General features: G+C 72.8%; 20 protein-coding genes. 12 read left to right on the forward strand and 8 right to left on the reverse strand.

The features are described from left to right. Positions 1-35: 35 nt before the first annotated feature. On the reverse strand, positions 36-1331 hold the full coding sequence (locus WFI16_RS17725) for a Gfo/Idh/MocA family protein (protein WP_419899169.1): 1296 nt from the start codon (positions 1329-1331) through the stop codon (positions 36-38). A 121-nt stretch (positions 1332-1452) separates the two neighbouring features. Between WFI16_RS17725 and WFI16_RS17730 the strand changes: the two genes are divergently transcribed. The 3 genes from WFI16_RS17730 to WFI16_RS17740 all read left to right on the forward strand — a co-directional run bounded on the left by WFI16_RS17730 (position 1453) and on the right by WFI16_RS17740 (position 4679). Beyond that, positions 1453-1755: a hypothetical protein gene (locus WFI16_RS17730; protein WP_419899170.1), complete on the forward strand. Its 303-nt coding sequence runs from the start codon at positions 1453-1455 to the stop codon at positions 1753-1755. A 69-nt stretch (positions 1756-1824) separates the two neighbouring features. Next, positions 1825-2391: a hypothetical protein gene (locus WFI16_RS17735; protein WP_419899171.1), complete on the forward strand. Its 567-nt coding sequence runs from the start codon at positions 1825-1827 to the stop codon at positions 2389-2391. 284 nt (positions 2392-2675) lie between these two features. Beyond that, positions 2676-4679 carry a HAMP domain-containing methyl-accepting chemotaxis protein gene (locus WFI16_RS17740; protein ID WP_419899172.1) on the forward strand — a complete coding sequence of 668 codons (2004 nt, stop codon included), beginning with the start codon at positions 2676-2678 and terminating at the stop codon, positions 4677-4679. Positions 4680-4707: 28 nt separating this feature from the next. Here the strand turns inward: WFI16_RS17740 and WFI16_RS17745 are convergent, their stop codons facing one another. Further along, positions 4708-5589, reverse strand: a complete 882-nt coding sequence (locus WFI16_RS17745) for a DMT family transporter (RefSeq protein WP_419899173.1) — start codon at positions 5587-5589, stop codon at positions 4708-4710. A 100-nt stretch (positions 5590-5689) separates the two neighbouring features. Next, positions 5690-6907, reverse strand: a complete 1218-nt coding sequence (locus WFI16_RS17750) for an MFS transporter (RefSeq protein ID WP_419899174.1) — start codon at positions 6905-6907, stop codon at positions 5690-5692. A gap of 258 nt (positions 6908-7165) precedes the next feature. Here WFI16_RS17750 and WFI16_RS17755 point away from each other — a divergent pair, with 258 nt between their 5' ends. Continuing rightward, positions 7166-7885 (forward strand): DJ-1/PfpI family protein, encoded by a 720-nt coding sequence (locus WFI16_RS17755; protein ID WP_419899175.1) that lies wholly within the window; start codon positions 7166-7168, stop codon positions 7883-7885. Here the strand turns inward: WFI16_RS17755 and WFI16_RS17760 are convergent. Continuing rightward, a complete protein-coding gene (locus tag WFI16_RS17760; protein ID WP_419899176.1) occupies positions 7879-8817 on the reverse strand; it encodes a 2-hydroxyacid dehydrogenase in 939 nt (312 codons plus the stop codon). The genes WFI16_RS17755 and WFI16_RS17760 overlap by 7 nt on opposite strands. A 324-nt stretch (positions 8818-9141) precedes the next feature. Between WFI16_RS17760 and WFI16_RS17765 the strand changes: the two genes are divergently transcribed. Both WFI16_RS17765 and WFI16_RS17770 read left to right on the forward strand, forming a co-directional pair. Next, positions 9142-10395, forward strand: a complete 1254-nt coding sequence (locus WFI16_RS17765; RefSeq protein ID WP_419899177.1) for an MFS transporter — start codon at positions 9142-9144, stop codon at positions 10393-10395. A gap of 95 nt (positions 10396-10490) precedes the next feature. Continuing rightward, complete coding sequence (locus tag WFI16_RS17770; protein WP_419899178.1) at positions 10491-10835, forward strand: hypothetical protein; 345 nt, start codon at positions 10491-10493, stop codon at positions 10833-10835. 10 nt (positions 10836-10845) lie between these two features. On the opposite strand, the gene WFI16_RS17775 is transcribed toward WFI16_RS17770, so the two are convergent. Then, positions 10846-12138 carry an ArgE/DapE family deacylase gene (locus WFI16_RS17775; protein WP_419899179.1) on the reverse strand — a complete coding sequence of 431 codons (1293 nt, stop codon included), beginning with the start codon at positions 12136-12138 and terminating at the stop codon, positions 10846-10848. A 104-nt stretch (positions 12139-12242) separates the two neighbouring features. On the opposite strand from WFI16_RS17775, the gene WFI16_RS17780 reads away from it, so the two are divergent. Further along, positions 12243-12809: a TetR/AcrR family transcriptional regulator gene (locus WFI16_RS17780; protein WP_419899180.1), complete on the forward strand. Its 567-nt coding sequence runs from the start codon at positions 12243-12245 to the stop codon at positions 12807-12809. Here WFI16_RS17780 and WFI16_RS17785 read toward each other — a convergent pair. From WFI16_RS17785 to WFI16_RS17795, 3 genes are all read right to left on the reverse strand, one after another. After that, on the reverse strand, positions 12787-13137 hold the full coding sequence (locus tag WFI16_RS17785; protein WP_419899181.1) for a helix-turn-helix domain-containing protein: 351 nt from the start codon (positions 13135-13137) through the stop codon (positions 12787-12789). The genes WFI16_RS17780 and WFI16_RS17785 overlap by 23 nt on opposite strands. Next, positions 13124-14485, reverse strand: coding sequence for a type II toxin-antitoxin system HipA family toxin (locus WFI16_RS17790; protein ID WP_419899182.1), 1362 nt, complete (start codon positions 14483-14485; stop codon positions 13124-13126). The genes WFI16_RS17785 and WFI16_RS17790 overlap by 14 nt, the downstream gene beginning before the upstream one ends. 144 nt (positions 14486-14629) lie before the next feature. Next, positions 14630-15946, reverse strand: a complete 1317-nt coding sequence (locus WFI16_RS17795; protein ID WP_442970706.1) for a PQQ-dependent sugar dehydrogenase — start codon at positions 15944-15946, stop codon at positions 14630-14632. A 121-nt stretch (positions 15947-16067) separates the two neighbouring features. Between WFI16_RS17795 and pqqA the strand changes: the two genes are divergently transcribed. The 5 genes from pqqA to pqqE are packed head-to-tail and all read left to right on the forward strand — an operon-like array spanning position 16068 to position 19218. Next, complete coding sequence (pqqA, locus tag WFI16_RS17800) at positions 16068-16175, forward strand: pyrroloquinoline quinone precursor peptide PqqA (RefSeq protein ID WP_419899183.1); 108 nt, start codon at positions 16068-16070, stop codon at positions 16173-16175. 31 nt (positions 16176-16206) lie between these two features. After that, the gene (gene pqqB / locus WFI16_RS17805; RefSeq protein ID WP_419899184.1) at positions 16207-17139 is read left to right on the forward strand and encodes a pyrroloquinoline quinone biosynthesis protein PqqB; all 933 of its coding nucleotides are present in this window, start codon (positions 16207-16209) and stop codon (positions 17137-17139) included. Next, positions 17136-17876, forward strand: a complete 741-nt coding sequence (gene pqqC, locus WFI16_RS17810; protein ID WP_419899185.1) for a pyrroloquinoline-quinone synthase PqqC — start codon at positions 17136-17138, stop codon at positions 17874-17876. Before pqqB ends, pqqC begins: the two co-directional genes overlap by 4 nt. Next, positions 17873-18142 carry a pyrroloquinoline quinone biosynthesis peptide chaperone PqqD gene (pqqD, locus tag WFI16_RS17815; protein WP_419899186.1) on the forward strand — a complete coding sequence of 90 codons (270 nt, stop codon included), beginning with the start codon at positions 17873-17875 and terminating at the stop codon, positions 18140-18142. Before pqqC ends, pqqD begins: the two co-directional genes overlap by 4 nt. Continuing rightward, positions 18139-19218: a pyrroloquinoline quinone biosynthesis protein PqqE gene (gene pqqE / locus WFI16_RS17820; protein WP_419899187.1), complete on the forward strand. Its 1080-nt coding sequence runs from the start codon at positions 18139-18141 to the stop codon at positions 19216-19218. Before pqqD ends, pqqE begins: the two co-directional genes overlap by 4 nt. The last annotated feature ends 14 nt before the right edge of the window (positions 19219-19232 follow it).

Genomic DNA, 19232 nt, shown 5'->3' on the forward strand with positions numbered 1-19232 from the left:
CCCCCCGGCACCCGCTGGCGCCGGGGGGCCGCCGCTCAGCCGATCCCGTCCGGCAGGCGGCGGAACATGTCGCGCCGCGGCTGCGGCGGCAGCTCGACCGCCCGGCCCTCGGCGGCGCTGCGGTAGATCGCCTCCATCAGCACCTGGTCCTGCAGCCCCTCCTCGCCGGGCGTGCGCGGCGCCGCGTCGCGCAGCACGCATTGCGCCATGTGGTCGATCTCCTCGGCGAACTGGTTGCGGTGCGGCAGGATGACGCTGCTGCGCTGGTCCTGGCCGCCGAGGTTGCGCGCCAGGTGCAGCTGCTGGCCCTGGTACTTGTAGGCGTTTGGCATGTCGATCGTGGCCCCGGCGAAGTTCAGCCGCTGCACCTTGTCGTCGCGCGCGCCATAGCTGGTCAGGCACTGGGCAATGAAGCCGGAGGGGAAGCGCAGGGTGAAGGAGAGCGTCTCCTCCACCTCGGCGAAGCGCGGGTCGCCGGGCGGGCTGAACTGGCTGGCCTGGATCCAGACCGGCTCCTCGCCGCTCAGGAAGCGCGCGGTGTTCAGGCCGTAGAGGCCGATATCCGGCAGCGCGCCGCCGCCGGCCATGGCCTTCTTGTGCCGCCACTGCTCGGCGCCGTTGGCGGCGACGGTCTGCACATTGACCGCGCTCATGCCGACCAGCCGGCCGAGCTCGCCGCTGCGCGCCAGGCGCAGCGCCGCCAGGTTGTAGGGCTCGTACTGGATGCGGTAGGCGACCATCAGCCGGACCCTGGCGCGGGCGCAGGCCTCGATCATGGCGCGCGCCTCCTCGGCGCTGTTGGCCATCGGCTTCTCGCAGAGCACATGCTTGCCGGCCGCCGCGGCGCGCTCGGTGAACTCGCGGTGCATGCCGTTGGGCAGCACGACATAGACCACCTGCACCGCCGGGTTGTCGCGCAGCCGCTCGAAGGAGGCGTAGTCGTGGCAGGCGCTCTCCGGGATGCCGTATTGCGCGGCGACGGCGCGCAGCTTCTCCGGCGTGCCGGAGACCAGCGCCGCCGGCCGGGCCAGGCGGCATTCGGCGAAGGCCGGCAGCAGCTGCTCCAGGCTGAGCCGGCCGAGGCCGACGATGGCGAAGCCGACGCGCTCACCGGGCGGCAGCGGCGCCGGCGGCGGCGGCGTGCGCGGATCGGCCTCGGCGCGCCAGTCGGGGAAGGTGACGCGGCCCTCGGCGACGCGGCCGGTATCGACCGGGCTGGGCGGGGCGTAGCGGGGCTGCGCCAGGACCGGCGTGCCGAGCAGCAGCCCGGCGGCGGCGCTGCCCAGCTTCAGCATGCCACGGCGGTTGGCGGGCGGGAGGCGGTCGGACATCGGCGGTTCCTCGCGGGGGCGGCTGGCGGGACAACGCCGCAGCCGGCCGATGGATGTGCGGCGGCATCGCCCGCCCGGCCCCGGTCTTGACGCCGGCGGAAACGCCCCAACGTCCACAATCATGCCGGTCGATCCCACCCTCCGCGCCGCCCTCGAGGCGATGCTGCGCCAGGCAGCCGCCCATGCCGCCACCTCGCCTGCCGCCGGTGCCGGCCGCGACGACCCCGCCGCCGCCGGCGCCGCCTGGGCGGAGACCTGGTTCGCCGAGCGCTACGGCCACCGCGTCGCCTGCAGCGAGGAGGAGGTGGCCGACCTGATCGACAGCCTCGCCAGCATCCCGCCGGCGACCGCCGCCCTGGCGGCCGAGGCGGAGCGCGGCGCGCGGGCCCAGTTGCTGCGCGACCTCGAGCTCGACATCGCCTGACGCCGCCTCTCCTGGCGCGAGCCCCCGGCTTCGGGCATCACCCGCCAGCGAAGCAGGAAGGAGCGCCGGATGCCGCCGGAAACGCCGAGACCGAATTTCCCCCCGGGCAGCCTGCTGGCCGCCCTGCTCGGGCCGCAGGCGCCGGTCGAGCTGCGCCGCGCCGCCCAGCGGCTGCGCGCCGAGGCGGCGCCGGCGGTCGCGGTCGAGGCGGAGATCGCCGCGCTGGCGGCCGGCCTCGGCGGCAGCGAGGTGGCGCGCGCCCCGGCCGTGCTGGACGCGCTGCCGCCGCTGTTCTGGGTCGAGGCCCGGCAGGCGGCCCGCCTGCTCGGCTGGATGATCGAGAAGCGGCGCGGCGGGCTCTCGGCGCGCGGCTTCGGCATCGCCGATGGCGCCGACGCCCTGCCCGAGGCGGCGGAGACCATCCCCCTGCCCTTCGGCACCGCCGCTGTGGAGGATACGGCGACGCTGTTCCTGCGCGGCCTGGTCGCCGCGGTCGCGCTGCCGGAGATGCTGGCGCAGATGGGCGAGGCCTCGCCGGTGCTGCTGCTGCCGGCCGAGCCGCGCCAGGCCGAGCGGCCGCTGCTGCGCGGGCTGCGGCTGTCGGTCGCGATGTCGCCCGACCAGCTGCCGCAATAGAGCGCGACGGCTTGAGGTGGAAGCACCGGGAAGCCCGGATCGCGCGATCCGCTCTGGCGCCGGGTGTCTGATCGCGTGACGCCGGCCTGCGGGTGATCCTGGCCCGGACCGTCAAGCCCTGAGGAAGGAAGACGCTGCTTCCTGCGCCTCGGGAAAACCGCTTGTTGCGAGTCGTTTATTATTTCGGGTTAATAAAACAGGCGGAATTATCACGGAAATTTGTCCAGGTGAGGGACCGGTCCCTGTGGGCCGGCCCTTGGTTTCATCTCCTGGGGAAGGCCGCCGTGGCAAAGATCAAGATTTCCCACCGCATCGGGGCTGGCTTCGCGGTCCTGCTGCTGATGATGGGCGGCGTCGCGCTGTCGGGCTATGTCCAGCTGGGCAACAGCAACGATGCGGTCGCCGATTATCGGCGACTGGCGCGCAACAGCAACGGCTTCGCCGAACTGCAGGGGAAGATGCTGCAGGCCCGGATCGCCGTGAAGGACTTCCTGCTCGAGGCCTCGGCGGCAGGCAGGGCCAGGGTCGCCACGCGGATCGCCGAGGCGCAGAAGCTGCTGGAGGAGCTGGCGCCGAACGTCCGCCATCCGGAGCGGCAGCGCCTGCTGGCCGAAGCGCAATCCGTCCTGGGGACCTATGCGCAGGCCTTCAATGAGGTCGCCACGCTCGAGGCGGCCCGCGACACGATCACCCGTGACAAGCTTGATGTCATCGGCGCGGAACTCGACCGCCGGATCGAGGGAATCGTCCAGGCAGCGGCTGCGGACAACAATGCCGCGCTGGCCTTCGCCGGCAGCGAGGCCCATCGCCGGGCGCTTCTGGCGCGCCTGGCCGTGCAGCGCTACGAACTCCACCAGGATGAGCCGACGGCGAAGCAGGCGCGCGCCGAACTGACGGAGACGGCCGCCCGACTGCGCGCGCTCCGACCCGAGCTCGGCACCGAGGCCTTGCGGCAGACGGCGGCGCAGCTGGAGACGTCACTGGCCGCCTATGCCGCGGCCTTCGACGAGAAGATGCGGCTGACCGACAGCATGAAGGCCCTCCAGGCCGCCCGGCTCGATGCCTCCGGCGCCCGTCTGGCAAGCCTGTTCGGGGCCGCCCTCGGCTCCAACATGGAAAGCCAGGCCATGCTGGGTTCCGCCACGACGGCGGCAGGCGAGGCGGCCCGGTGGTTCCTGCTGCTCACCGCGCTCGCCGCGATCGTCGTCGGTGCGCTCGCGGCCTGGCTGATCGGCCGCTCGATCTCGCGGCCGATCGTCGCCATGACCGGCACCATGCAGAGGCTGGCCGGCGGCGATACCACGGTGTCGATCCCCGGCGTCGAGCGCGGCGACGAAGTCGGGGCCATGGCGCAGACCGTGCAGGTCTTCCGCGACAACATGATCAAGGCGGCCAGCCTCGCCGAGGCCCAGGAGGGCGAAAGGCTGGCCAAGGAGCGGCGCGCCGCCCGGCTGGCCGAGCTGGTTCAGGGGTTCGAGGGAACGGTGCAGGCGCTCACCGGCCACCTGGCCTCCGCCTCCACCGAGCTGGAGGCGACGGCGCAATCCATGTCGCGCATCGCGCAGCAGACCAACGACCAGGCGGGCAACGTCTCCTCCGCCGCCGACACGACCAGCGCCGGGGTACAGACGGTGGCCGCGGCGACCGAGGAGCTCAGCAGCTCGATCGGCGAGATCAGCCGCCAGGTGACGCAGGCGACCCAGGTGGCCGGCCGCGCCGTGCAGAGTGCCCGGAACACGGATGGCACCGTCCGTGCCCTGTCGCACTCGGCCGGCAAGATCGGCGAGGTGGTCAACCTGATCACCAGCATTGCCGGACAGACCAACCTGCTGGCGCTGAACGCCACCATCGAGGCGGCGCGCGCCGGCGATGCCGGCAAGGGCTTCGCCGTGGTCGCCAGCGAGGTCAAGAGTCTGGCGCAGGCCACCAGCAAGGCCACCGAGGAGATCAGCGTGCAGATCACCGGCATCCAGGGCGCGACCGCGGCGGCGGTCAGTGCCATCGAGGCGATCACGCTGACGATCGAGGAGATCAGCACGATCACCGTGGGCATCGCCGCCGCGGTCGAGGAGCAGAGTGCCGCGACCAGCGAAATCGCCCGCACCGTGCAGTCCACGGCGCAGGCGACCGAGGCCGTCACGCGCAACATCGCCGATGTCAGCCACAATGCCGGCGAGACCGGCGCGGCCTCCTCCCAGGTGCTCGCGGCGGCCTCGGCGCTGTCCAGGAGTTCCGATCAGCTGTCCGGCGAGGTGGTCAATTTCCTCACCGGGGTCCGCGCCGCCTGAGGCAGGGCGCGCTGCGCGCCGCGCCGTCCTAGGCGGCGCGGCGGGCGAGCATCGCCTCGCGCCAGATGGTGAAGAGGCCGGCGGCGATGACGATGGCGCAGCCGGCCACCATGCTGAGGCTCATCACCTCGCCATAGACCAGCACGCCGATCAGGCAGACCAGCACGGTCTGGATATAGGTCATCGGCTGCACCACCACGGCGTCGAGCAGGTCGAAGGCGCGGATGAAGCACCAGTGGCCGACCGTGCCGGTGACGCAGAGGGTGAGCATCCACAGCCAGTCGGCGGGCGTGATCGCGGTCCAGAAGAACGGGCCGACCAGGCTGATCGCCACCGCCCCGGCGACGCCGGTATAGAGGAAGGCGGTGCCGGCGGTGTCGGTGCGGCTGGCCAGCCGCGTCATCACCGAATAGACGGCGAACAGCACGGTGCCGATCGCGGGAATGGCGATCTTGGCGTCGAAGCTGGCCTGCAGCGGGTTGATGATCAGCAGGATGCCGAGGAAGCCGATGCCGATCGCGGTCCAGCGCCGCCAGCCGACGCGCTCGCCGAGGAAGGGCACCGAGAGGCAGGCGACCACCAGCGGCGTGCCGGCATAGAGCGTGTGGGTCGCCGCCAGCCCGACGCGGGAGAAGGAGAAGATCGACAGCCCGATCTGCACCGCCAGCAGCACGCCGCGCGCCACCTGCAGCCAGGGCCGCCGGGCTGAAGCCGTGCGCCGCAGCCCGACGCCCGAGCGGCTGGCCAGCAGGATGGCGAAGCCGGCGAAGGCCCAGTAGCGGATCATGGCGATCAGGACGGGCGGATAGGCGTCGCCGAGATGCTTGGAGATGCCGTCCTGCATCGCGAAGATGCCGACGGCGGCGAGGGCGTAGCAGAGGCCGGTGGCCCGGGCTGTCATCAGGAGCATGGCTTTCGGGTCATAGGGCCGGCCCGCGGCCGCCAGGGCGGCGGCAGCGGGGTCGCCGCTGCGCCGCAAGGGATCAAGGACGCGGCGCTGCGCGGCAGGGTCAGGCGCGGCCCCGCCCGTCCTCGATGCGCGGCAGGAACCAGGTCAGCAGCCCGGCCAGCGGCAGGAAGGCGCAGAGCTGATAGACCCGCTCGATGCCGATGCCGTCGGCGAGCCCGCCGAGGATCGCCGCCGCGATGCCGCCCAGGCCGAAATTCAGCCCGTAGAACAGCCCGCCCACCAGGCCGATGCGGTCCGGCGCCAGCTCCATGGCATAGATCAGGATGGCGGCGAAGGCGCTGGCCATGATCAGGTTGATGCCGACCGTCAGCACGCCGGTCCAGAAGAAGTCGGCATAGGGCAGCAGCAGGGTCAGCGGCAGCGGCCCCAGCACCGAGAACCAGATGATGCGGTAGCGGCCGATGCGGTCGCCGACCACGCCGCCGATCAGCGCGCCGACCGCCGAGGCCACCAGGAAGATGAACAGCATCAGCTGCGAGGTGCTGACCGAGACCTGGAAGCGGTCGATCAGGTAGAAGGTGTAGAAGGAGCGGAAGCTCTCGATATAGGCGTTCTTCGAGAACATCAGCAGCGTCAGGATGGTCATCCCCAGCAGCACGGTGCGCGGCGCATGCGGCGTGCGGGCGGGCCCGCCGGCGCCGCGCGCGGCGCGCAGCGCCGCCACCTGGCGGCGGATCGCCGCGTGCTGGCCGGCCATCCAGACGGTCAGCGCCATGGCCAGCAGGGCGGCCGGGGCGAACCAGGCCAGGCTGCCCTGGCCATGCGGCACGATCACCAGCGCCGCCAGCAGCGGCCCGAGCGCGCCGCCCATCTGCCCGCCCACCTGGAAGATGCCCTGCGCCAGCCCCTGCCGCCCGCCCGAGGCGTTGCGCGCCATCCGCGTCGCCTCCGGATGGAAGATCGAGGAGCCGATGCCGATGCAGGCCGCCGCCGCCAGGATCGCCGGATAGCTGGCGGCGAAGGCCAAGCCGAGCAGCCCGGCCAGGCTGAAGCCCATGCCGACTGCGGTGGAATAGGGCATCGGATGGCGGTCGGTGACATGGCCGACCACCGGCTGGAACAGCGAGGCGGCGATCTGGAAGGTGAAGGTGATGACGCCGATCTGCACGAAGTCGAGGCCATAGGCGGTCTTGATGATCGGATAGACCGCCGGGATCAGCGACTGCAGCAGGTCGTTGAGCAGATGCGTCAGGCCGAGCACCAGCAGGACGGAGAGATGCGCTTTCGGCCGGCTGCCGAGCGCCGCGGACGAGGACATGCCGTGGTCTTTCATGCGGCTGCCCAGGGGGGCAACCTGGGACGGCCTGGGGTTTGCCAGAGGCCGTGGCGAGGCCGGCGCCCGGGCCGGGGAAGTCCGGCTGCCAGCAAAGTCCCTGGTCCGGCCGCCGTCAAGCGGGGCGGCGGGGGCAGCCCAGGGGCCGGGTGGGCAATCCATTGGCCGGGCCGGATTCCGCCGGCCTTTGCCATCGACAGGCGGCCGCGCCTCTGGCCTGCTGCGGCCGGAAGGAGTCCCGACATGCCCGAGGCCAGGACACGCCAGGTCAATATCCTGCTGGTGGAGAACATGGTGCAGCTCGACATCACCGGCCCCTATGAGGTGCTGGCACGGGTGCCGGGCTGGCAGGTGACGCTGGTGGCCGAGAGCCTGGCGCCGGTGCGCACCGATCGCGGCCTGCGCATTGTGCCCGACGCCACCCGCGACACGGCGCCGCCGGCCGACCTGCTGGTGGTGCCGGGCGGCACCGGCATCGACCTGGCGATGCTCGACCCGGGCTGGATCGGCTTCGTGCAGCGCCAGGCGGCGACGGCGGCGCATGTCTTCGGCATCTGCACCGGCTCGCTGCTGCTGGGCGCGGCCGGGCTGCTGCAGGGCCGCCGCGCCGGCGCGCACTGGCAGGCGCGCGACCTGCTGGCGCAGTTCGGCGCCCTGCCCTCCGAGGCGCGGGTGACGGTGGATGGCCGCTTCTACACCGCCGGCGGCGTCACCTCGGGCATCGACGTGGCGCTGCGGGTGGTGGCCGATCTGGAGGGTGAGGCGCTCGCCCGCCGCATCCAGCTGGCCATCGAATACGACCCGGCGCCGCCCTTCCCGGGCGGCCGTCCCGAGAGCTCGCCGCCGGACATCGTCGCCGCGGTGCGCGAGGCCTCGCGCGCCCGCCGGGCCGAGCGCGAGGCGCTGGTGGCAGAGGCGGCGGCGCGGCTGCGCCAGGCGCCGGAGCCGCGCCCGCCTCAGTAGCCGCGCACGGGGTCGACCATGGCGGTGGTGGGCTGGCCGGCGCGGTGGCGCGCGACATTCTCCAGCGCGATCCGCGCCGCCGATTCCGGCGCGCTATAGGCCGCGACATGCGGCAGCACGGTGATGCCGGGATGCGCCCAGAAGGGATGCGCGGCCGGCAGCGGCTCCTGGGTGAAGACGTCGAGCACGGCATGCCCGACCTGGCCGGCCTGCAGCGCCGCCAGCAGGTCCTCCTCCACCAGGTGGCGGCCGCGCGCCAGGTTGACCAGCCCGGCGCCCGGCGGCAGCCGGCCGAACAGCCGGGCATCGAGGATGCCGGCGGTGTCGGGCGTCAGCGGCAGCAGGTTGACCAGGATGTCCGAGGTTTCCACCAGCCGGTCCATGCCCTCGGCGCCGCTCAGGCAGGTGACGCCCTCGATCGATTTCGGCGCGCGGCTCCAGCCGCTGACGGCGAAGCCGACGCCGGCCAGCGCCGTGGCGCAGGCGCCGCCCAGCGCGCCGAGCCCGAGCACGCCGACGCGGCGCTGCCCGGCCAGCGGCTGCGCCAGCTGCTTCCACTCGGCGCGCGCCTGCTGCCGCGCATAGGCCGGCAGCTGGCGGTGCAGCAGCAGCACGCTGGCCAGGGCGCATTCCACCATCGCCTGGGTCAGCGCCGGATCGACCAGCCGGGCGATCGGGATGTCGGTCGGCAGCGCCGGGTCGGAGAGCATGCGGTCGACGCCGGCCCAGAGGCTCTGCACGAAGCGCAGATGGGGGTAGCGCGCCAGCGTCCCGTGCGGCGGGTTGGCGACCAGGGCGACGTCGACGGCCTCGACGTCATGCGGCTCGGTCGCCAGCACCAGCGTCTCGCCCTCCGGCAGATGCGCCAGCAGATGCGTCTTCCAGTCGGCATAGTCTTCGTCGTCGAGGGAACCGATCAGGAGGATGCTCACGGGGCCAGGACCTTCTCTCGCAGGGGCTTGCACAGCGGGGGCTTGCACGGCGGGGGGCGCGACTATGCGGCAGCCGCCGCGCCGCGGCCAGGGGTGAAACTGGACTGGTGGAAATCCAGCCGACTGGCCTTTCCGCCTGCGCCAGCGAGGCGCCATCCTGGCGGCCGCCGGGTGGCGACCAAGGTGGTGGCGCCCCGGTGGCGCCGGCGGCGCGGCTGCGCCAGACTGCCCGGCGAAGCATGACGACAAGGCCGGCCCACCGGCGACAAGAGGAAACGCGACGATGACGATCTCTGCGGCACGGGCCGGCGGCCGAGGCGCCGCATGACCGACGAACACCTGCTGGATTCCCGCACCGCCTGGATCCGCCTCGCCGCCATCGTGGCGCTGTCGACGCTGGGCGGCGCCGGGATGTGGACCGTCGTCGTCGCGCTGCCGCATGTGCAGGCCGAGTTCGGCGCCGGGCGCGGCGATGCCTCGCTGCCCTATACGCTGACCATGCTGGGCCTGGGCATCGGCGGCGTGGTGATGGGCCGGCTGGCCGACCGCTTCGGCGTGATGCGGCCGCTGCTGCTGGCCATCCTGATGCTGTCGGGCGGCTATGTGCTGGCCGGGCTGGCGCCCAGCCTGATCGTCTATGCCCTGGCGCAGGGGGTGATGATCGGCATGCTCGGCGCCTCGGTCTCCTTCGCGCCGCTGATGGCCGATGCCTCGCTCTGGTTCCGCCGGCGGCGCGGCATCGCGGTGGCGCTGGCGGCCTCCGGCAACTACCTGGCCGGGGTGGTCTGGCCGCCGCTGCTGACCGCGCTGATCACCGCCTATGGCTGGCGGGTGGCGCATGTGACGGTGGGGGTGATCTGCCTGCTGGCCATGCTGCCGCTGGCGCTGATGCTGCGCGGCCGGGCGCCCGGCCTGCAGCAGAACGGGCGGCGCAGCGATGTCGGGGCGGCGCGGCCGCTCGGCCTGTCGCGCAACGGGCTGACCCTGGTGCTGGCCTTCGCCGGCATCGCCTGCTGCGTCGCCATGGCGATGCCGCAGGTGCATATCGTCGCCTATTGCGGCGACCTCGGCTACGGCGTCGCGCGCGGGGCGGAGATGCTGTCGCTGATGCTGGGCTGCGGCATCGTCTCGCGCCTGGTCTCCGGCCTGCTGGCCGACCGCATCGGCGGGCTGCCGACCCTGCTGCTCGGCGCCGTGGCGCAGGGGGCGGCGCTGTCGCTGTTCCTGTTCTTCGACGGGCTGGGCTCGCTGTTCCTGCTCTCGGCGCTGTTCGGCCTGTTCCAGGGTGGCATCGTGCCCTCCTATGCCGTGGTGGTGCGCGAGAACTTCCCCGCCTCCGAGGTCGGCTTCCGCGTCGGCATCGTGCTCAGCTCGACCCTGGTCGGCATGGCGCTGGGCGGCTGGCTGTCCGGCGTGATCTTCGACGCCACCGGCAGCTATGCGGCGGCCTTCCTCAACGGCACCGCCTGGAACGCGGCCAATGTGCTGATCATCGCGACCCTGCTGCTGCGCCGCCGCGCCCGGCCCGCGGCGCCCGCGACCGCCCTCGACCGGCCGGCCGGGGCGGCGACGCCCTGACCGGGCGCGGCGGCCGGCCGGGGGAACCCGCCCGGCCCCGCCCGGTTGGTGACGGTAAGCCCCGAGGGGCATCCCCGATCCAGGAGCGCCCAGCCATGCCCCGTCGCCACCACCTTGCCCTCGCCGCCCTGCTGGCGGCCACCCTGCCCGCCTTGGCCCAGGTCTCCGCCCGGGCCCAGACCCCGGCGCCGCAGGGCGCGCCGGCCGAGCGGCTGGAAGGCAGCGTCGGGCAGAGCGGCACGGCCAACAACAGCGGCATACAGCGTCCCGGCGGCGGCAGCACCCAGGGCGGCAATCCGCAGGCCGGCAACAGCGCCACGGTGCCGCCCTCGCAGCGCGAGCAGCCGGCCGGCACCGGCACCAGCCGCACCGAGGGACCGTCGCTGGAACAGCGCCAGGTCGGCCCCGGCGAGCGGCCCGACCAGACCCCGCGCCGCTGAGCGCCGCCGGTCAGCCCGGGCTGACCGGCTCCACGCCGCACCATTCGGCGACGAACAGCGCCATGGCCCCGGTGATGCGCTTCACCGAGGCCAGGCTGACCCGCTCGTCGAAGCCGTGGATATTCTCCGAGATCGGGCCGTAGCAGAGCGCGGGGATGCGGTCGTAGAGCGCATAGACGCGGGTATCGAGATAGCCCGGCGTCATGAAGCTCTTCAGTGCCTGGCCGGTCGCGCCCTGATGCGCCCGCGCCAGCACCGCCTCGGCCTCGCTGCCGGGCGGCTGGACATAGCCCTCGGCATGGAAGCCGTTGAAGGTGACGGCGGGCGGGTTGTTCGCCATGTAGCCGTCGGCGCGGGCGAAGCGGGCGACGCGCTCGCTGATCTCGCGCGCGGCAGTGGCGGCGTCGACCCCCGGATAGAGGCCGATGCGGCAGTCGATCCGGCACCAGCCGGGCACCGAGGAGGCCCAGTCGCCGCCCTCGATCTTGCCGATGTTCAGGTTGATCGGGTGCTCGATCTCGGCGAAATGCTCGCGGCCCACCTTGTCGGCGTTCCATTCCTCCTCCAGCCGGCGCAGCTCGCCGACGACGCGCCAGGCGGCGTCGATGGCATTCGCGCCGCGCCCCATCTCGCGCACATGCACCGGCAGGCCGCGCACCTCGACCTGGAACCAGAGCACGCCGACATTGGCGCGCACCAGCATCTCCTCCTCCGGCTCCGGGATCAGCACGGCATCCGCCTTGTAGCCGCGCAGATGCGTCATCAGCGCGCCATTGCCGGTGGATTCCTCCTCGACCACCGACTGCACCAGCACGGTCGCCGCCGGCTGCAGCCCGATCCGGCGCAGCGCATCGAGGCAGAAGAGATTGGCGGCGTGCCCCGCCTTCATGTCGGCGCCGCCGCGGCCATAGAGCCAGTCGCCCTGCACCACCGGATCGAAGGGGGCCTGCGACCACATGTCGGCAGGGCCGGTCGGCACCACGTCGACATGCGCCTGCAGGATCAGCGAGCGCCCGGTCTCCTGCCGCGGATGGTGGATGCCCACCACGATCGGCGCGTCGGAATGCTCGGCCGACCAGGGGCCGCCGCCGGGATGCGCGGTGATGGCCTCGCGGTCCATGGCGAAGCGGTCCATGGCGAAGCCGCGCTCGCGCAGCGCGCGGAAGACGAAATCCTGGCAGGCATGCTCGGCGCCGCGCAGCGAGGGGAAGCGGATCAGCGCCTGGGTGAAGGCGAGCTGCTCGGCGAAGCCGGCCTCGACCGAGTCCAGGATCTTTTGGCGCAGCGCGGGGTCGAGGGCCATGGGCGTCTCCTGGCTCGGCTTCAATAACTGGACGATACGTCCAATATTTCGGCCAGGGCAAGCGGGATTCGCGGGCGCCGGCCGAGCCCCCTATCCTGCGCCGCATGACCCTGCCCGCCGCCCGCGGCCGCCCGCGCTCCGCCGCCAGCACCGCCGCCATCCTGGAGGCCGCCTATGCGCTGATGGCCGGCCAGGGCCTGGCCGCCAGCAGCATCGACGCGGTGGCGCGCGCGGCGGGGGTCTCGAAGATGACCATCTACAAATGGTGGCCGACGCGCGAGGCGCTGCTGATCGACGCCTTCCTGCACCGCGCCGCGGCGCTGCTGCCGCTGCCGGCCGAGGGCAGCGGCGCCGACCGCATCCGCCGCCACGTCGCCGAGTACAGCGCCGCGCTGGACAGCGACCTCGGCCGGGTGCAGCTGGCGGTGATCGCCGAATGCATCGCCCGCAGCGGCTCGGCCGCCGCCTTCTTCGAGCGCTACCTGGCGCAGCGCCGCGCGGCGCTGGCCGGGATCATCGCCGAGGGCCAGGCGGATGGCAGCATTCCCTCTGCGGCAGCGCCGTCAGCGATCTATGACGCGCTCTATGGCGGGCTGTTCTACCGCCATCTCTTCGGCCTTGCGCCGCAGCCGGCGGCGCTGCTGGCGCTCAGCCTGGGCGGGGCAGCCTAGCCGCGCCCTCGGCCGCAGCCTGGACAGGGCCGCCGCCATCCGGGGCCGCCGCCGGCCTGGCGAGCACGAAGCCGAGCTGGTAGCCGAAGGGCCTGCCGATCCTGGCGAGCGTCTCGGCGGTGGGATTGGCGCGCCCGGCCTCCAGCTCCACCACCAGGCGGCGGGTCAGCCGGAAGGTCTGCGCGAAGCGCGCCTGGGTCATGCCCAGGGCCTGCCGCATCCGCCTGACCGCCTCGCCCCAGCCCAGGCCGCCGGCGGCGATCTCCTCGTGCAGCGCGACCCGCAGCGCGATCCGCTCATCGGCCGAGGGCCGCCTAGCGCGCGGCATCGGTCCGCCTCCGGCCGAGCGCCGCCAGGGCCTCGGCCTGCCGGGTGCAGAAGCCCATGGCGCCGGCGATGACCGCCTCCGGCACGCCCATCCCGCGGGCGAGATCCGGCATCCGGCGCAGCGTCTCCGCCTTGCCGGCCAGCACCGCCATCAGGGTCTCCGCCTGCAGTCCCGGCACCCCCTCCGCCGCCACGCGGCAGACCTCCGCCCAGTCGGGATCGAGGTCGCGGCTCGGCCCGTTGAACGGCCGCAGGCAGCGCCAGGTGGTGGAGCGGGCGATGCCGGAGGAATCCAGGCGCATCGGGCAGAAATCGTAGAGCGGCGTCAGCCGCACCGCGCCATCCGGGGTCTTCTGCAGGGCGGTGTTGCGGCCATGATTGTCCGGGTTGCCCAGCGCCAGGTTGAGGACGTCGCGCAGCACATATTCGGTCACCTCGGCGGCCGGGTCGTCGCACTGCGCCTTGATGACGTCGAGATAGGCCTCGTGCGATGCCTGGTGGCCGAAGGCCGCGACGCCGGCCGCGGCGACGATGCTCTCCTGGCCGAGACGCACCACCCGGCCGGCCACCAGCTGGCGGTCGAAGCGCGGGATCAGCAGCGTGCCATGGCGGTGCTGCAGCGGCCGGGCGCAGCGCAGGCCGAAGGCGCGGGCGAGCTCCAGATAGGGCGCCTCGGCCGCCAGGATCAGCCGGGTCGCTGCGTCCCGGTCGCCCAGCCACTTGACGATCGCATGGTCGGTCGCCTGGTCGTCGGGCACCATCGGGTCCGGCAGCCAGCGGCCCGCCCGGTTGCGGGTCATCAGCAGCTTGGGCCAGGCGCCCTGGACGCCGCTGGAGCCGGAGGCCACGGCCGCATGGTCGCGGGCGAATTCGTTGAAGGCATCGCTGCGCGCGAAGATCTCGTCCAGCGTCAGGCCCGGATGGGTCGGCGCCTGCTTCAGCCGCTTCCGCTCGGCCTCCCAGGCCTGGCGGATGCGGATATTGCCGATCGGGCCGCCCGCCGCCCGCAGCAGCAGCGGCGTGTCGCAGGCGGCGGCATCCTGGGGCAGCCCCAGCACCCCGGCCAGCACCTTGCGGGCATGGCCCTGCGGCAGCAGGTCCAGCAGGAAGGGCGGCCAGCTCCGGAAGCGGTGCAGCGCCAGCGAGGGCGGCAGCCGGACGCTCAGCGCCTTCCAGCCGCGCAGGCCGCCGGTGATCTCCGGGTCCGCCTCGAACACCCAGGCATCGTCATGGACAAGCTGGCTGGCCCCCTGCCACCCCTGGTCGGGGTCGTTCAGGGTCAGCCGGGCCACGTCGTTCCAGCGGCCATCGGCATGAAGCTGGAAGGTCAGGTCCCGCGGCTTCGCCATGTGACCCCTATAGGGCACAAAACAGTGCTCGATCCATCTCTTTATGTTCCTTTCAGGGAACACATGGGAGAGGAGGGTTCACGCCGGCATGACACCCTGGACAGCTGATTTCGAGGCGGATTTTCCTTCCATCCGGCCTGCAGCCTAGCGCGCGGCGACCACCCGCCAGATCCGGTTGCCGACATCATCGGCGACCAGCAGCCCGCCGCGGCCATCCATGGCGACGCCGACCGGCCGGCCCTGCGCCTCGCCGGCGGCGTTCAGGAAGCCGGCCAGCACGTCGCGCGGCAGCCCCTCCGGCCGGCCGTCGCGGAAGGCGACGAAGACCACCTTGTAGCCGCTCGGCGGGTCGCGGTTCCAGGAACCGTGCTGGCCGATGAAGGCGCCCTCGGCGAAAGGTGCCGGCAGGCCGCCGGCGACGCAGCCCCAGGCCAGGCCGAGCGAGGCGGTGTGCGGCCCCAGCGCATAGTCCGGCGCGATCGCCTGCGCCACCCGGTCGGGCCGCGGCGGCTGCACCCGCGCATCGACATGCTGGCCGAAATAGCTCCAGGGCCAGCCATAGAAGCCGCCATCGCGCAGCGACGTCATGTAGTCGGGCACCAGGTCGCTGCCGATCTCGTCGCGCTCGTTCACTGTCGTCCACAGCGCGCCGGTCGCCGGCACCCACATCAGCCCGTTCGGGTTGCGCAGCCCGCTGGCATAGAGCCGCGCCCGGCCGCTGGCGCGCTCGATCTCCCAGACGGCGGCGCGGCCTTCCTCGGCCTCCAGCCCGTTCTCGCCGACATTGCTGTTGGAGCCGACGGTGGCGTAGAGCCGCGTGCCGTCCGGGCTGGCGATGAGGCTCTTGGTCCAGTGGTGGTTGCGCGGGCCCGCCGGCAGCGGCGCCAGCGGCGTGCCCGGCGCGGTGATCGACAGCTGCCCTGGCTGGTAGGGGAAGCGCAGGATGCCATCGGTATTGGCGACGTAGAAATCCCCGCCGACCAGCGCCATGCCGAAGGGCGAGCGCAGCCCGCTCAGGAAGACCGCGCGCTGCTCGGCGATGCCGTCGCCATCGGCGTCGCGCAGCAGGGTGATGCGGTCGGCGCTGGGCACGCCGGCACCGGCGCGCCGCATCACCAGCCCCATCACCCAGGCGCGCAGGCCGCGCTCCTCCGGCTTCGGCGGCGCATTGCTCTCGGCCACCAGCACGTCGCCATTCGGCAGCACGGTGATCCAGCGCGGATGCTCGAGCCCGGCGGCGAAGGACTGCACCGCGAGGCCAGGGGCCGCGACCGGGGCTGCCCCCTCGGCCCAGCCACGGGCCGGCGCGATGTTGACGGTGGGCAGCCAGCCCTCGCGCGGCGGCGGCAGCTGCGGGCTGGGGCCGCTGCCCTGCTCCACCGTCCGCGTCGCCTGCTCGCCGCAGCCGGCCAGCATTGTGGCCAGGGCCAGGACGAGCGACGGGACCAGCCTGCGATGCATCGGCGCAACCCTCCTGCGGACCCTCCTGCAACGCGCGCCGCGCCCCTTGGTTGAAGCCGGTTGGCGCCCCAGATTCGGGCTGGTCGCCTGGCCGACCCCCCCGTAAGCTCGCCGGCGTCGATTGTCCCCATCCGCTCAGGAGGCTCGCATGACCTGGAAGACCCCGAAGATCGTCGAAATCGCGCTCGGCGCCGAGATCAACAGCTACGTCTGCGCCGAGAAGAAGTGATCCTTCCCGGCCGCGTGCCTCGGGCCCGGGCATGATCCACGCCCTGGTGCTGGGGGCCGCGGCCGGCGGCGGCTTCCCGCAATGGAATTCCAACGCGGAAGCCTGCAACCGCGCCCGCGCCGGTGATCCGGCCGCGCTGCCGCGGCACCAGGCCTCGCTGGCGGTCAGCGCCGATGGCGAGCGCTGGTTCATCATCAACGCCGCCCCCGACCTGCGCCAGCAGATCGCCGAGAACCGCGCGCTGCAGCCGCGCCACGGGCTGCGCTCCACGCCCATCGCCGGCGTGCTGCTGACCGGCGGCGAGGTCGATGGCATCGCCGGCCTGCTGACCCTGCGCGAACGCCAGCCCTTGCGGCTGATGGCGACGCCCGAGGTGCTCGGCCTGCTCGACGCCAATCCGATTTTCGAGGTGCTGAACCGCGCCATCGTGCCGCGCGAGGCGGTGCCGCTGGAACAGTGGTTCCCGCTGCGCGACGCCGAGGGCGCCGAAAGCGGGCTGCGCGCCCTGCTCTTCCCCGTCCCCGGCAAGGTGCCGCTGTTCATGGAGGCGGCGGCCGACGGCACGCTGGCGCTGGACGGCGAGGAGGGCGGCACGGTCGGCGTCGCGATCGGCGATGGCGAGCGGGTGCTCTTCTACATTCCCGGCTGCGCGGCGATGACGCCGGCGCTGGCCGCCCGGCTGCGCGGCGCCGAGCTGGTGCTGTTCGACGGCACGCTGTGGCGCGACGACGAGATGATCACCGCCGGGCTCGGCCCGAAGACCGGGCAGCGCATGGGGCATATCTCGGCGACAGGCCCGGCCGGCGCGCTGCGCGCCTTCGAGGGCCTCGGCGTCGCCCGCAAGATCTTTGTCCACATCAACAATTCCAACCCGGTGCTGCTGGCCGATTCCCCCGAGCGCGCGGTGGCCGCCGCCGCCGGCTGGGAGGTCGCGCGGGACGGCATGGAGATCCTGCTGGCATGACTGCGCTGTTGTCCCCGGAAGCGCTCGAAGCCGCGCTGCGCCAGATCGGCGCCGAGCGCTACCACAACCTGCATCCCTTCCACCGCGCGCTGCATGACGGCCGGCTGACGCGGGTGCAGGTGCAGGCCTGGGCGCTGAACCGCTACTACTACCAGGCGCGCATCCCGGCGAAGGATGCTTTTCTGCTGGCCCGCCTCGAAGACCCGGCACTGCGGCGGCTGTGGCGGAGCCGCATCGTCGATCATGACGGTGACCTGCTGCCGGAGGGCGAGGAACAGAATGGCGGCATCGCCCGCTGGCTGAAGCTGACCGACGGGCTGGGGCTGGACCGCGACTATGTCGTCTCGACGCGCGGCATCCTGCCCGGCACCCGGCATGCAGTGGATGCCTATGTCAATTTCGTCCGCCACCGGCCGATCCTGGAGGCCATCGCCTCCTCGCTGACCGAGATGTTTTCTCCCAACATCATCAGCGAGCGCGTCTCGGGGATGCTGCGGCACTACGACTTCATCACGCCGGAGACCCTGGCCTATTTCACGCCGCGCCTGACCCAGGCGCCGAAGGATGTCGAATTCGCCCTCGACTATGTCCGCCAGCACGCCCGCACGGCCGAGCAGCAGGAGGCGGTGCTGGAGGCGCTGCGCTTCAAATGCGGCGTGCTCTGGGCGCAGCTGGATGCGCTGGCCTATGCCTATCTGTCGCCGGGCCATATCCCGCCGGGCGCCTGGCGGCCGTGACGCCGGACAGCGTGCCGCGCTTCGCCCCCGGCGTGCGCTTCCGCTTCGACAAGGCGCGGGCCGCCTGGGCGCTGCTGGCGCCGGAGCGGCTGTTCCAGCCCGACGAGCAGGCCGCCGCCATCCTGCAGCTGGTCGATGGCAGCCGCAGCATCGAGGCCATCACCGGGGCCCTGGCCGCGCAGTATGATGCGCCGCGCGACCTGATCGCCGCTGACGTGCTGGCGATGCTGCAGGATCTGGCGGCCAAGGGCCTGCTGCGGTCATGAGTGTCGCGCCGCCCATGGCGCTGCTGGCGGAGCTGACGCATCGCTGCCCGCTGGCCTGCCCCTATTGCTCCAACCCGCTGGCGCTCGACCGCGCCTCCGACGAGCTGGACACCGAGGGCTGGAAGCGGGTGCTGGACCAGGCGGCGGCGCTCGGCGTGCTGCAGGTGCATTTCTCCGGCGGCGAGCCGATGGCGCGGCGCGACCTGGAGGCGCTGGTCGCCCATGCGCGCGGGCTCGACCTCTACAGCAACCTGATCACCTCCGGCGTGACCCTGACCGAGGCGCGGCTGGCGGCGCTGGTCGCGGCCGGGCTCGACCATGTCCAGCTCAGCTTCCAGGATGTCGACGCGGACAATGCCGAGCGGATTGGCGGGCTCCGGGGCGCGCAGGCGCGCAAGCTGGCGGCGGCGCGGCTGATCCGCGCGGCCGATGTCGCGCTGACCGTCAACTTCGTCGTCCACCGCCAGAATGTCGGCAATGTCGGCGCGATGATCGCGCTGGCGGCCGAGCTCGGCGCGCGGCGGGTCGAGATCGCGCACACCCAGTATTACGGCTGGGGCCTGGCCAATCGCGACGCGCTGCTGCCCAGCGCCGCCCAGCTCGAGGCCGCGACCGCGGCGGTGGAGGCAGCGCGGCCGATCCATGCCGGGCGGATGGCGATCGACTATGTCACCCCCGACTACCACGCGACGCAGCCGAAGCCCTGCATGGGCGGCTGGGCGCAGCGCTTCATCAACGTCTCGCCCGCCGGCCGCGCCCTGCCCTGCCACGCCGCCGAGACCATTCCCGACATGGCCTTCCCCTCGGTGCGCGAGCACGCCCTGGCAGACATCTGGGAAAGGTCAGAGGCTTTCACCCGCTTTCGCGGCACGGGCTGGATGCCGGCGGAATGCCAGTCCTGCGCGCTGAAGGAGCGTGACTGGGGCGGCTGCCGTTGCCAGGCGCTGGCGCTGGCCGGCGATGCAGCGGCCTCCGACCCGGTCTGCGACCGCTCGCCGCACCACCGGCAGGTGCTGGCGGCGCTGGCGGCGAGCGACGCGCCGCCGCCGCCGCTGCGCTACCGCGCCAGAAGCTAGGCTAGGCGGCCCGC

It is taken from the genome of Roseomonas sp. USHLN139 (assembly GCF_037145735.1).
Classification (GTDB): domain Bacteria; phylum Pseudomonadota; class Alphaproteobacteria; order Acetobacterales; family Acetobacteraceae; genus Pseudoroseomonas.